Origin of the sequence: Paracoccus sp. (in: a-proteobacteria), assembly GCF_039808215.1 — a bacterium.
Lineage (GTDB): Bacteria > Pseudomonadota > Alphaproteobacteria > Rhodobacterales > Rhodobacteraceae > Paracoccus.
Window position 1 is genome coordinate 1 of record NZ_JBDHSP010000081.1, and the last position, 12,026, is coordinate 12,026.

At 64.2% G+C, this 12,026-nt stretch carries 13 protein-coding genes and 1 pseudogene; 12 read left to right on the plus strand and 2 right to left on the minus strand.

All coding sequences use genetic code 11. The features are described 5' to 3' along the window. Positions 1-412: 3'-5' exonuclease (locus WMK75_RS16515; protein WP_347268700.1), on the plus strand; the 412-nt coding region annotated here is incomplete at its 5' end. Positions 413-1,206: 794 nt separating this feature from the next. Next, complete coding sequence (locus tag WMK75_RS16520) at positions 1,207-2,445, plus strand: site-specific integrase (RefSeq protein WP_347268701.1); 1,239 nt, start codon at positions 1,207-1,209, stop codon at positions 2,443-2,445. 47 nt (positions 2,446-2,492) lie between these two features. Here WMK75_RS16520 and WMK75_RS16525 read toward each other — a convergent pair whose 3' ends face one another. Next, the gene (locus tag WMK75_RS16525) at positions 2,493-3,092 is read right to left on the minus strand and encodes a hypothetical protein (protein WP_347268702.1); all 600 of its coding nucleotides are present in this window, start codon (positions 3,090-3,092) and stop codon (positions 2,493-2,495) included. A 290-nt stretch (positions 3,093-3,382) separates the two neighbouring features. Here WMK75_RS16525 and WMK75_RS16530 point away from each other — a divergent pair, with 290 nt between their 5' ends. The 4 genes from WMK75_RS16530 to WMK75_RS16545 are packed head-to-tail and all read left to right on the plus strand — an operon-like array spanning position 3,383 to position 5,314. Continuing rightward, on the plus strand, positions 3,383-3,631 hold the full coding sequence (locus WMK75_RS16530) for a DNA-binding protein (RefSeq protein WP_347268703.1): 249 nt from the start codon (positions 3,383-3,385) through the stop codon (positions 3,629-3,631). Continuing rightward, complete coding sequence (locus WMK75_RS16535; protein WP_347268704.1) at positions 3,628-3,897, plus strand: hypothetical protein; 270 nt, start codon at positions 3,628-3,630, stop codon at positions 3,895-3,897. Before WMK75_RS16530 ends, WMK75_RS16535 begins: the two co-directional genes overlap by 4 nt. Positions 3,898-3,905: 8 nt before the next feature. After that, positions 3,906-4,301: a VRR-NUC domain-containing protein gene (locus tag WMK75_RS16540; protein ID WP_347268711.1), complete on the plus strand. Its 396-nt coding sequence runs from the start codon at positions 3,906-3,908 to the stop codon at positions 4,299-4,301. Then, positions 4,298-5,314, plus strand: a complete 1,017-nt coding sequence (locus WMK75_RS16545) for a helix-turn-helix domain-containing protein (RefSeq protein WP_347268705.1) — start codon at positions 4,298-4,300, stop codon at positions 5,312-5,314. The genes WMK75_RS16540 and WMK75_RS16545 overlap by 4 nt, the downstream gene beginning before the upstream one ends. A gap of 11 nt (positions 5,315-5,325) precedes the next feature. Here the strand turns inward: WMK75_RS16545 and WMK75_RS16550 are convergent, their stop codons facing one another. Continuing rightward, positions 5,326-5,697: a hypothetical protein gene (locus tag WMK75_RS16550; RefSeq protein ID WP_347268706.1), complete on the minus strand. Its 372-nt coding sequence runs from the start codon at positions 5,695-5,697 to the stop codon at positions 5,326-5,328. 133 nt (positions 5,698-5,830) lie between these two features. Here WMK75_RS16550 and WMK75_RS16555 point away from each other — a divergent pair, with 133 nt between their 5' ends. The 6 genes and pseudogenes from WMK75_RS16555 to WMK75_RS16580 form a co-directional block, all read left to right on the plus strand. Next, positions 5,831-6,484, plus strand: a complete 654-nt coding sequence (locus WMK75_RS16555; protein ID WP_347268712.1) for a DNA methyltransferase — start codon at positions 5,831-5,833, stop codon at positions 6,482-6,484. Further along, on the plus strand, positions 6,481-7,161 hold the full coding sequence (locus WMK75_RS16560; RefSeq protein ID WP_347268707.1) for a hypothetical protein: 681 nt from the start codon (positions 6,481-6,483) through the stop codon (positions 7,159-7,161). Before WMK75_RS16555 ends, WMK75_RS16560 begins: the two co-directional genes overlap by 4 nt. Positions 7,162-7,256: 95 nt before the next feature. After that, positions 7,257-7,466, plus strand: a complete 210-nt coding sequence (locus WMK75_RS16565) for a helix-turn-helix domain-containing protein (RefSeq protein ID WP_347268708.1) — start codon at positions 7,257-7,259, stop codon at positions 7,464-7,466. Further along, entirely contained in the window at positions 7,459-10,524 is a 3,066-nt protein-coding gene (locus WMK75_RS16570; RefSeq protein WP_347268709.1) for a DEAD/DEAH box helicase family protein, read from the plus strand. Before WMK75_RS16565 ends, WMK75_RS16570 begins: the two co-directional genes overlap by 8 nt. 136 nt (positions 10,525-10,660) lie before the next feature. Continuing rightward, positions 10,661-11,383 (plus strand): NYN domain-containing protein, encoded by a 723-nt coding sequence (locus WMK75_RS16575; RefSeq protein ID WP_347268710.1) that lies wholly within the window; start codon positions 10,661-10,663, stop codon positions 11,381-11,383. After that, positions 11,383-12,026, plus strand: a pseudogene (locus WMK75_RS16580) (site-specific DNA-methyltransferase); the annotation flags it as partial. The gene WMK75_RS16575 and the pseudogene WMK75_RS16580, both read left to right, overlap by 1 nt.

Sequence of the window (12,026 nt, forward strand, 5' to 3'; positions counted from 1 at the left end):
GCTCCAGCGCTTTTCGCACGAGCTGATAGCACCTTGGCGCGGGGTCACGCGCAACCCACAGCAGGAGTGGGAGGTGCTCGCCGAACTTATCGCGAAAACCGATCCCGCACAGAATAAGGACATGCCCCTCAACATCTTCGCCGGGCGACTCGAGGGAAGCGGGCGCGTGAGCCTCAGCACATTGCATAGCTCCAAGGGGCGCGAGTTCGACGCCGTCATCCTCTACGGCATGAATGCAAACGACATCCCGTCCAATCGCGACAGAAAGTTGCCTGCCGCTTTGCGCGAGGCCCGACGGCTCTTCTATGTCGGCGTCACCCGGCCGCGCAAAGAACTCGCGATCGTCTTTCAGGAAGGCAACCATTCGCCTTGGGTCGCCGAGCTGTCACGCCGTAGCAAGGGCGATGCATGACGGATTCCAGATCGGAAATGACCTGCCCCCCGGTCGTCCCTCGTTCATAACGAGAGTCTGCGGATTTGAGATTGGTAGTCGGGTCGGTCGTTGTGGCGAGAACGGGGGCGGCACTGTCACCTGAACCAAGAGCTATCGTCATCCCAGGCCTTTGAAGGGAGAGATTGATTACACGTCTCGCGCGAGTCGCAGCAGTATTTCCGCCCCGCTCGGCCCTGCCCATCGGCTCTGTTTTTGTTGAGTTGGTGTTGAGTCGTCGCGCAGCGGTAAGGAAATACCTGCGATTAATTTAGACTTAACGTGTTGTTATTGCGGAATAATTTGGTTGCGGGAGCAGGATTTGAACCTGCGACCTTCAGGTTATGAGCCAAAACCCATGCGATTCCAATGACTTATTGATTTCAGCAACTTAGCCGACAAGCCTTTGTTCTCACGCTGTTTGTTGCCCGGCACCCGACAGCATTGGGCTGCACTGAACCGCACTGGATTTGCCGAAAACCGCATAGGTCCGTTGACTCAGCGTTGACTCGAACGGGCGCGATTATAATCAGTCCTGATCGCGGCATCGCATCGAATACGCATCGCCTCGGCTGCCGCCATGCGGGCAGGGTCGCCATTGGAACGCGCGTGACGTGCCGATCTGAACGGGCACGTCAGGCGGAACAAAACGGAACCGGCACGCGCCCCCGCTTCCATTTGCCGGTTTATGCCACCCTGCCCCCCTTCGGTCGATGTTTGAGTTGAACCGCAGCGCGGATCACGCCTGTGTCACGTCAGCACAAGGATGGTTCCGCATGGCGCAAAGAGAAAAGCTCACCGAGAAGCTGGTCAGGGCCGCCGAGCCGCGGGCCGGCATTTATCAGGTTTTCGACGAGGATGTGCGGGGGTTTTCGCTGCGGGTCTTCACCTCGGGCAGCAGGAATTTCACCTTCGATTACCGGGTCAAGGGCCGTCAGCGCCGCTTCACCATCGGCAGATGGCCGGAATGGACGGTCACAGCCGCGCGCGAACAGGCCAAGGCGCTGCGCCGCATCATCGACGATGGCGGCGACCCGCTGGGAGAGCGCGAAACCGGCATGACGGCCCCCCGCATCCCCGATCTGATTGACCGCTATATCGAGACCCACCTGCCCAATCTGGCCCCGACCAATCGCGCCGACCAGATCTCCATGTTGCGCAAACTGGTCCAGCCGGTATGGAAGCACAAGCTGGTCGAGGACATCACGCTGGATGACGTCGACAGGTTGCTTGCCCAGATTGCCAAGGGCCGCGCTCGCCCGTCCAAGGCCAAGCCCAACAATCGCGCGCGCAAGCTGCAGGGATCGAAGCCGACGCCGATCCGCGCCAACCGGACCGGCGAGGTCTTGCGCAAGATGTTCAACCTTGCCGTCCAGTGGAAGATGCGCGCCGACAATCCGGCGATGGGATTTTACCGGCGCATCGAGACCGAGCGCGAACGCTATCTGAGCATGGATGAGATCGATCGTCTGGCCAAGGCGCTGGGCAAGGCCGAGGACCATCGCGCCGCCAGCATCATTCGCATGTGCATGTTGACCGGCGCCCGCCTTGGCGAGGTGCGCTGCGCGCGGTTCGAACAGTTCAATCTGGAATTTGCCACATGGTCCAAGCCCGCGACCACCACCAAGCAGCGCAAGATCCACCGCCTGCCGATTTCGCCGGATGTGGCCGCCATCGTCCGCCAGAGGCAGACGGCCGTGCATCAGGGTTGTCCGTGGTTGTTCCCCGGCGATGTGCCCGGCCAGCCGGTCAAGGAAATCCGCCGCTTCTGGCGTCAGATCCAGATCGAGGCCGGAATTGCGGGTGTGCGGATCCACGACCTGCGCCACACATTCGCATCGCTGCTGGTCAGCGGGGGCGCGTCGCTGGAAATGATCGGCAAGCTGCTGGGGCATTCCCAGATGCGCACCACGCAGCGTTACGCGCATATGATGGATTCGCCGCTGCGGGACGGGGTGAATGCGGTTGCGGAGATGATGAAGCCGCAGCTGCGCATTGTTCAGGGCGGGCGTTGAACTCGCCCTGAACGGGCCTCAACGCCGTCGATGGGATCGAAAACGACTTACTGCGGCTGCTTCAGAGCCCGCCAGATCGGGCTGAGTTTGCGCCTGATCTGGCTTTCGTCGGGTACAGACCCATCCTTGGCATTCGCCACGAACCAGTCCTGCCCCTCCGCCACGAAATCGGCCTGCGATTCCGGCAGTCCGTGCTCGAACAGCCTGACCATCAGGGCTTGAAACATTCCCTCCCAATCATGCCGTGTCGACCGCCCGGGGCTGACGTGAACGCGCTGCAGCGGGTCGTATTCCTCCTCGAAGCGCCGCGCGGTCGCCGCTGTCACCAGAAGGTCGCCCGGCTCGACTGTCACGCCCTGATCGGGGTCGGTGATGATCCGCCACGCCGCACTGCCCTGCGCGCGGACGCGCCAGAGCCTGCAGGCCCTCGCGTCCTGGCGGTTGCGCCGGAACAGCGGAAGGATGTCCTCGGCGCAGACCACGACCAGCCCGCCCATTGGTTCGGCATCGCTGCAACGGACCAGGCCGATGCTGGTGACGATCTCGATGACGTCCATCGTTGCCCACCCGACAATGTCGACCGGCGCGCACCCCCAGCGCGCTGACAGATCTTCCAGGGTCCAGAAAACACGTGCCGGCAAAGCCATCGCTTCATCCTCTCAAAATCATGATGAGGAGCGCGCCCGGCCATGGCCACAGACCTGCCCGGGTGCGCCCCGGCCGCACCCTGACGTTGCACGTTTTGGTTGTTCATGAGGCAAAACAACTCGCCATAAATTACGGGCGAGATCCGGAAGAACATCAATAAAACAAGGGGTGGCACGAAGCGCGGTTTGAATATGCCGGTTTATGCCACCCTGCCACCCCCCGTCCTCTGATCCGCTGCGCCCATGACGCAACCGCCCGCATCCGGGCGCAAACGGGAAAGGAATCGCGGATGTTGGATACGCAGGGCATCGACCAGTCGGGGCCTGACATGGACCTGCTGGGGGACTGGATCAGCCGGCATGATCTGGCGATCAGCCTCGGGGTTTCCGAGGACACGCTGTGGCGCTGGGACATGAGGCGCACCGGCCCGCAGAGCATCAAGCTTGGGCGCAAGGTCTATTACCGGCGCAGCACCGTTCGCAGCTGGCTCGAGGCCAGGGAACACGCACGCAAGACCCCGTCGCGGGGTCGGCGATGAACCCGGCCCTGCCCCGGCCGCCCCTCGTTCCGGCCTCCGGCAGCGGCAACTGGCCGGCGGGCCGTGTGGCCGAGGCCCGCGCCGTCATCGCCGATATCGCGCATCACTCCGACCACCTGATCCGGCTCGCCTGCCGTGTTCTGGTCCGCCACGGCGCGACCGAGGACGAGCGGGAAGAAGCCCGGCTGTTGCTGCTGATCGTCGACGCCCGTCGCCCGTTGCATGCCCGGCGCAGCGATGACGATAATGCGGAGCTGCGGCGATGACCCGGCCGATGAAACGCCGCGGCACGCCCGAGGCCGATCTGCAGCGCGCGGTGGTGCAGGCCCTGCGCTTCGCCCTGCCCCGCACGGCCATCATCCACCACTGCGCCAATGAGGTCACCGAACCGGGGCCTCGCGGCGCGAAGCGGCAAGCGATCCTCGTCGGCATGGGCGTTCATCGCGGTTTCGCCGATCTGATGGTGATTTCCGACGGCCGCGTGCTGTTTCTGGAGCTGAAGGCGCCGAAGGGGCGGCTGCGGCCGTCGCAGGAAGCGTTTCGCGATGCCGTGCTGGCGCAGGGCTTTGGCTGGGCGCTGGTCCGCTCGCTCGACGATGCGCTGGGCGCTCTGGCCGCGCATGGTTTTTCCACTCGCATCGCCGCCCCCGGCGGGAGGGCGGCGCCATGAGCCATGCCGCCACCAACTGGGCCATCCAGCAGCGCGGGCTGAAGCCGGCGACCAAGATCGTGCTCTGGCATCTCTGCGACCGCCACAACCCGGATTTCGGCTGCTTCCCGACCCAGGCGCGACTGGCGCATGATTGCGAGATCAGCCGTTCGGCCCTGAACGAACATCTCACCCTGCTCGAGGCCGCGCGCCTGCTGCGCCGGGTTCCACGTATCGACCCGGTGACGAAGCGCCAATTGCCGACCCGCTACATCCTGGGGTTCGAGCCGGGCTTCACCGCTACCAGCGCCAAGCCATGTCCGGATTTCGGACACGGCTGCGAAGCGGGCACGGACCTTGGCACGGAGGCCGGCGATGCGGGCCTCTCCCCCGTCGATCAGCCCGACCCGCGTCCGGATTCCGGACACGGAAATCCCGCCGGAGCCGTGTCCGGAAATCACCCCGAGCCGTGTCCGGAAAATGCCGAAAGCCGTGTCCGGATTCCGGACACTAACCCTGTAAGGGAACCTTTAAGAGAACCAGTAAAGGAGGAGGAGGACGCGCAGGCGCGCGAGGCGATCTCCGATCAGTTTTTCGCGGAGCTGCTTTCGGCGCTGGGACTCGATGCCACCGCCCTGCCCTCCTGGTGGCAGGGCTGGCCGGCGCGGGTGCATGTGCGCCGCTGGATCGATGACCTCGGGCTATCCGAGGACCGGATCCTCGAGACCGCCACCGCAACCCGGCGCGATCATCCCAACCCGCCTGACGGGCCCAAGGCGCTCGACCGCGCCATGGAACGCGCCGCCCGGCATGATGCGCAGGCAGCGGATGCCAGTGGTCGCAAATCCACCCGGAAGCGCAGGTCCGATCCCGGCCCCCTGCCCAGCGAGGACGAGCGGGCCGGTTTCTACGCCCGCATCGTCAATTCCGACGGCTTCCTGCCGCCCAGCATGATCAGCAACGCCATCCGCAATGCCATGCTGGCCCGGGGTCTGGTCACGGAAGAACGCCTGCGCGAACGGGGGGTTCTGTGAATGGCATGGTGTCACGTCCCCGGCACGGACTCAGCCTCTGCGCAGGCGGCGGAGGCCTCGATCTGGGCCTCATGCTCGCCGAGCCCCTCTATCACTCCCGCGCCTTCGTCGAATGGGAGGACTGGCCCCGAGCCGTGCTTATCGCGGCCCAACGCGCGGGGTATTTCGCCCCGGCCCCGATCTGGGACGATCTGCGCAGCTTCGACGCCCGGCCCTTCCGCGGCGCCTTCGACACGGTTCTGGCCGGATATCCCTGCCAGCCCTTCAGCGCCGCCGGAAAGCGCGGCGGCGCCGGTGATCCCCGCCATCTCTGGCCCGAGGTCGCCCGCGTCATCGGCGAATGCGCCCCCGAATGGGTCTTCCTCGAGAACGTCGCCGGTCATGTCACCCTCGGGCTCGAGACCGTGCTGCGAGAGCTTTGGGCAATGGGCTACACGCCTGCGACGGGTCTGTTCAGCGCGGCAGAAGTCGGTGCGTCGCATCAACGGCAGCGGATCTTCATCCTGGCCCACACCGATGAGCCTGCATCCCGGCACATCCCGCTACAACCCGGCCGGGAACAGCGATTTTACGCGCAAGGCGGAAGCGCTGGCGCGGGGCATCGTGAACTGGTCGACGCCGAAGGCAACGGATGGGGCGAAGGGCGGGCCGGGTCAGAGCTACGGCTCGGGCGGCATCCCGCCGCTGCCGGCGCAGGCGGCGCAATGGCCCACCCCAGCAGCGCAGAACTGGAAGGGCAGCAGCGCGGACAGCGTGATGCGCGCCGACGGCAAGTCCCGGATGGACCTGCTGCATTACCGGGCGGAACAGGGCTTCACCCGCCCGGACCCGGTGATCTCGCCGTCTGGGCCACGGTGCTTTCGGCACGCCCCGATCTCGCGCCGGCTCTGGGCTTTCATGATTGCCTCGCATGGGCGCGCCGTCTCGCGGCGGATCCTGAAGGGCCGCGCAAGACGGCGGCTGCATCCGCTCTTCGTCGGATGGCTGATGGGCTGGCCCATCGGGCACGCGCTCTGCGCCTGCTCGGCAACGGAGTTCATCCACTGGCAGCAGCACATGCGTGGCGCGCTCTCGCTTCTGCCCATGGCCTCGGGCCCGTGGATCTGGCGGCCGAATGCGGGGGCGGACGGCCCAGCGCAGATGGATTTCCATGAAGGGCTGAAGTCATGAGCTTCCACGGCAGGATCAACCGCGCAGGCGGCACCAAGGTGAAACGCGCGCTGGGCGTGCAGGCGGCGCTGGAATGGGCGTTTCGGGTCGAGAAGGCGCAGCTGGAGCTGCCCCCGCCCCGGGACGTGAGCGAGGAAGGCTTCGGCTTCGGGCTGGAATATGTCCTGATGCAACGCGCCATTCTGGGCTGCAAGATCGATGGCGGCCGGCACAAGATCGGCAGCTTCACCCATGAGGATGCCGAATTGATCGCCGCCTGCGTCTCCGGGCTGCCCGACGCGCTGGGCGGCAAACGCATGGCGATCCGTGTGGCGGAACTGGCACGCGCCGGACTGACCCCGGACTGGATGCCCGGCGCCGTGCCGCGTTGCGTCCCAATAGAGGTGAAGCGCAACCAGCATGGCGAACGGGCCAGCACCATGGTGGTCGGCAGCGCCCGCGTGCTCGCCCGCGGCAAGTGGCGCACGGTCGAAATCCTCGCCTGCCCGGTCACCTTCTCGCCGCATCCCCGCCAGATCGAATCCGCTCGCCGCGCCTATGACGACTGGTGGCAGGCGCTGGGCTGGGTCCGGGAGGGGCTGATTGCGGGCGGGATGCTGCGCGAGATCGAGGTGACGGCGGCGATGCCCAAGGCGCGGCCGTGGCTGGCCTCACCGCGAGTGACCAGTTCTCCATGAAGTCAAAACCGTGCAACCGGCGGTAATCCTGTCCTAGTAATATCTGGAAAAGTCTGGCAGCTTCGCTCCAATCACATTCGAGAGGGAGCAAGTCCGTGACGGACCCCATCCTCACTTTGCCAGAGGTTGCCGTTTTGTTGAAGGTTGCCGAAAAGACCGTCTACACGATGGCCCAGAAGGGGCAGATCCCGGCATTCAAGGTGCGTGGCCAATGGCGCTTCAAGCACGACGATATTGACCGGTGGATCGACGAGCAAAAGGCCGTCGTGAAGGGGAACGTCGGGAAAGGCACCCCGGATGTCTGATCAGTTCTTCGAAAAGCCGATTCTGAACTCCCCATACGAGTATCCGGGGCGCCATTGGGAACTGGATGCTGACGGGCAGCCAACGAACCGCATCCTGGAAACGCGGCGTCGCTCCGATCTGATCACGCCGGTTCCCAAGGCCAAGAAGCAGCGCCAGAACAAGAAGCAGGGGAGCCTGGTTCTAGGTGGGGACGACGATCTCTCGACCGAGGAGCAGGAGTACAACCCGACCCCGATCATCAACGAGGTCCGGGGGTATGTCGAAACCTGGCGCAACCTTCCGAACCCTGACCAGTGGCTGGTGACACCCGAGACGGCGCGTCTGTTGCAGCACTGGCGACACCATCAGTTCGAAGGCGTCCGGCCGTTCTTCTGCCAGATCGAAGCGATCGAAACCGCGATCTGGCTGACCGAGGTCGCGCCGAAGATGGGGGCGCGCGTCGCCAAGTTCTGGGCGCATATCAAGGGGGCCAACGAACAGGCCAACCCGGAACTGATGCGCCTTGCGCTGAAGCTCGCGACCGGCGCGGGCAAAACCACCGTCATGGCGATGCTGATCGCCTGGCAGACGGTCAATGCCGTGCGTCATCCGAACAGCAAGCAGTTCTCCAGCCGGTTCCTGATCGTCTCGCCCGGCATCACCATTCGCGACCGGCTGCGCGTTCTTCTGCCGAACGATCCCGAAAGCTACTATCGCAGCCGCGAAATCACACCGCCCGACATGCTGCGCGACATCCAGAGCGCCAAGATCGTCATCACCAACTATCACGCATTCAAGCTGCGCGAAAAACTGGTGATCGCCAAAGGCACCCGGCAGGCTCTTGAAGGCTGGCGCGGCGACAAGGTCCAGACGCTGGAAACCGAAGGCGAAATGATCCAGAGGGTCATGGGCGACCTGATGGGCCAGAAGAACATCGTGGTCCTGAACGACGAGGCGCATCACTGCTATCGCGAACGGGTGAAGGATGCCGTCGGCGAGACTGAAGCCGATCTGAAGGGCGACGACAAGAGCGAGGCCAAGGAGAACAACGAAGCCGCCCGGATGTGGATTTCCGGTCTGGAAGCGGTCAAGCGCAAGCTCGGCATCAGCCTCGTCTATGACCTGTCAGCCACGCCGTTCTTCCTGCGCGGGTCAGGCTACATCGAAGGCACGCTGTTTCCCTGGACGATGTCCGACTTCTCGCTGATGGACGCCATCGAATGCGGGATCGTGAAGCTGCCGCGCGTGCCGATCGCCGACAACGTGCCGGGCGGCGACACGCCCAAATTCCGCAACCTCTGGGACCACATCGGCAAGAAGCTCCCCAAGAAGGGACGCGCGGCGGGCAAGGCGCTCGATCCGTTCAGCCTGCCGGTCGAGCTGCTGACCGCGCTCGAGGCTCTCTACGGCCACTACGAAAAGACCTTCCAGCTTTGGCAGGACAAGGGGATCGGCGTCCCGCCGGTGTTCATCGTCGTCTGCAACAACACGGCCACGTCAGAGCTGATCTACAAATACATCTCGGGCTTTGACCGAGTCAGCGACGACGGCACCGAAACCACCCTCGAAAACGGCCGCCTCGCCCTGTTCCGGAACTACGACGACTTCGGCAACCGGATGCCGCGCCCGAACACGATCCTGATCGACAGCGCCCAGCTTGAATCCGGTGAGGCGCTGGACAAGGACTTCCGCGAGATGGCCGCCGTCGAGATCGAGCAGTTCAAGCGCGAGATGGTCGAACGGACGGGCGACATCACCGCGGGCGACAAGATCGACGAATCCACCCTGCTGCGCGAAGTGATGAACACCGTCGGCAAGAAGGGGCGCCTCGGCGAACAGATCCGCTGCGTCGTCTCGGTGTCGATGCTGACCGAAGGCTGGGATGCAAACACCGTCACCCATGTGCTGGGCGTGCGCGCCTTCGGCACCCAGCTTCTGTGCGAACAGGTCATCGGCCGCGCCCTGCGCCGCCAGTCTTATGAGCTGAACGACGAGGGGCTGTTCAACGTCGAATATGCCGACGTCCTGGGCATTCCCTTCGACTTCACCGCCAAGCCGGTGATCTCGCCCCCGGCAGTCCCGCGCGAAACAGTCCGCGTCCATGCCGTCAAGCCCGACCGGGATGCGCTGGAAATCACCTTCCCCCGCGTCGAAGGCTACCGTGTGGAACTCCCGGATGAACGGCTGGAGGCCAGCTTCGGCCCCGATCACGTCCTGGAACTGACGCCGCAGCTGCTCGGCCCCTCCACGACCACGAATCAGGGCATCATCGGCGAGGGCGTGGACCTGACGCTGGAGCATCTGGAGGACATGCGCTCCTCCACCATCCTGTTCCACCTGTCGCGGCACCTTCTTTACACGAAATACCGCGACCCCGGCGAGGAGCCGAAGCTGCACCTGTTCGGCCAGCTCAAGCGGATCACCCGCCAATGGCTGGACGGCGGCTACCTGAAATGCTCCGGCGGCACCTATCCGGCCCAGCTGGTCTACAAGGAAATCGCCGACATGGCGGCTGAGCGGATCAAGGCGGCCATCACCGAAACGCTGAAGGGCGATAACCAGATCAAGGCGATCCTCGACGCCTACAACCCCACCGGCACGACCGGTTTCGTCAACTTCACCACCTCCAAGGCGCTGCGCTGGCAGACCCGCCCCGACAAATCCCACGTCAACTGGGTGGTCTGCGACAGCGACTGGGAGGCCGAGTTCGCCCGCGTGGCCGAGGCCCACCCCCGCGTGCTGGCCTACGTCAAGAACCAGGGGCTGGGGCTTGAGGTGCCCTACCTCTCCGGCTCCACCCCGCGCAAATACCTGCCTGACTTCATCGTCCAGATCGACGACGGCAAGCCCGACCCGCTGAACCTGATCGTCGAGATCAAGGGTTTCCGCGGCGAGGATGCGAAGGACAAAGCCAACACCATGCGCGCCCATTGGGTGCCAGGCGTAAACAACCTCGGCAAGTTCGGGCGCTGGGAATTTGCCGAGTTCACAGCGGTTTACAAGATGGAAGCCGAATTCGACAAGCTCCTCGAAACGCTCGGGGCAGGACCTGCAGGACAAGGGGCACTCATCGAATGACGCCGTTTTTCGTTGACACTTCCGAAATCGGAACCATATATAATGGACGCATCCGCCCCTTGGCAGTACGCTGCGTTCCTAGCGATCACGAACGCAGCCGACCCCTTGGGGCTTATGTCGTTCAGGGGGCCGCCGCATGAGCAAGGTGGCAATCCTGATCGACGGCGGCTACTTTCTCAAGCGCCTCCCGACAGTGTTCAAACCGGCCAAGACGGGCGATCCCGAGTCCGTCTCATGGGCGCTGCGCCGTCTGATCGCATCGCACCTGAAATCCCGCAACCGGATCGAGAAGCTGCCGCATGAACGCGCGCTTCTCTACCGGTCGTTCTTCTACGACGCGAAGCCGTACCTGGGGAAAGAGCATCGCCCGGTCTCCGGCAAGTCCATCGACTATTCCCGCAGCGACGAAGCCAGGTTCCGGCTTGCGCTCCACGACAAGCTGCGACGTATGTCGCACATGGCTGTCCGCCTTGGCGAAGTGCGGCGTGAGCGCGGCTGGATCCTGCGCGAAGATGCCCAGAAGCGGCTGCTGAAAGGCCAGATCACCGTCGCTGACCTCACGGACGACGATTTCACGCCCGGCCTGCGCCAGAAGGCGGTCGATATGCGCATCGGCACGGACATCGCCTCACTGACGCTCAAACGGCAGGTCGATACCATCATTCTGGTCGCTGGCGACGCCGATTTCGTCCCGGCCTCCAAGCTCGCGCGACGTGAGGGGGTCAAGGTCGTACTGGATCCCCTGTGGCGCAGCGTGGCCCCCGAGCTTTTCGAACATATTGACGGACTGCAAAGCGGCTTCCCCAAACCGGGCACGGCCGCGGCGAGGCAGGCCGAAAAGGAACAGGAAACCGAGTAATGGCCCGCACGCCCAGAAAACCCATCGAGGTCGAAATCCTCACCCATGACGACACGCGCAAGAATATTCCGACGGCCGAGTTTGAATCCATCATGCGCGAGCAGGACAAGACGCCGATCCAGCTTGCCTATGCGCGCCGCAACCGCGATCTGGACCCGCAGCTTGTCTGGCGCGGCAAGGATATGGCGGATTGGTCCGACCTGATCGTGCAGGCGCCGCCGCTGTATATTCAGGAAAAGGTCCATCCCAAGGCGCTGATCGACGATCTGAAGCGCGAAAGCAGCGCGCGAGCCGAGGCACGGGCCGATGACGACCAGATCGACATGTTCGCCGATTTCAACGGCCTGCCCGACCCCGAGGCCGCGACCGAGTTCTATCAGCACGACCAACACTGGTCGAACCGGATGATTTCCGGCGACAGCCTGTCGGTGATGGCCTCACTGGCGGAACGCGAGGGGCTGCGCGGGCAGGTGCAATGCATCTATTTCGACCCGCCCTATGGCATCAAGTTCAACTCGAACTTCCAGTGGTCCACCACCTCGCGCGATGTGAAGGATGGCGACCGCACCCATGTGACGCGCGAACCCGAACAGGTCCGCGCCTTTCGCGACACCTGGAAGGACGGCATCCATTCCTACCTGAC

Bases quoted from the DNA above. Each gene is read 5' to 3' on its own strand.
- WMK75_RS16530 (WP_347268703.1), top strand. From the start codon at position 3,383: ATGTTGGATACGCAGGGCATCGACCAGTCGGGGCCTGACATGGACCTG.
- WMK75_RS16560 (WP_347268707.1), top strand. From the start codon at position 6,481: ATGAGCTTCCACGGCAGGATCAACCGCGCAGGCGGCACCAAGGTGAAA.
- WMK75_RS16520 (WP_347268701.1), top strand. From the start codon at position 1,207: ATGGCGCAAAGAGAAAAGCTCACCGAGAAGCTGGTCAGGGCCGCCGAG.
- WMK75_RS16550 (WP_347268706.1), bottom strand. From the start codon at position 5,697: ATGACCGGCGACGTTCTCGAGGAAGACCCATTCGGGGGCGCATTCGCC.
- WMK75_RS16545 (WP_347268705.1), top strand. From the start codon at position 4,298: ATGAGCCATGCCGCCACCAACTGGGCCATCCAGCAGCGCGGGCTGAAG.
- WMK75_RS16555 (WP_347268712.1), top strand. From the start codon at position 5,831: ATGAGCCTGCATCCCGGCACATCCCGCTACAACCCGGCCGGGAACAGC.
- WMK75_RS16570 (WP_347268709.1), top strand. From the start codon at position 7,459: ATGTCTGATCAGTTCTTCGAAAAGCCGATTCTGAACTCCCCATACGAG.
- WMK75_RS16525 (WP_347268702.1), bottom strand. From the start codon at position 3,092: ATGGCTTTGCCGGCACGTGTTTTCTGGACCCTGGAAGATCTGTCAGCG.
- WMK75_RS16535 (WP_347268704.1), top strand. From the start codon at position 3,628: ATGAACCCGGCCCTGCCCCGGCCGCCCCTCGTTCCGGCCTCCGGCAGC.
- WMK75_RS16575 (WP_347268710.1), top strand. From the start codon at position 10,661: ATGAGCAAGGTGGCAATCCTGATCGACGGCGGCTACTTTCTCAAGCGC.
- WMK75_RS16540 (WP_347268711.1), top strand. From the start codon at position 3,906: ATGAAACGCCGCGGCACGCCCGAGGCCGATCTGCAGCGCGCGGTGGTG.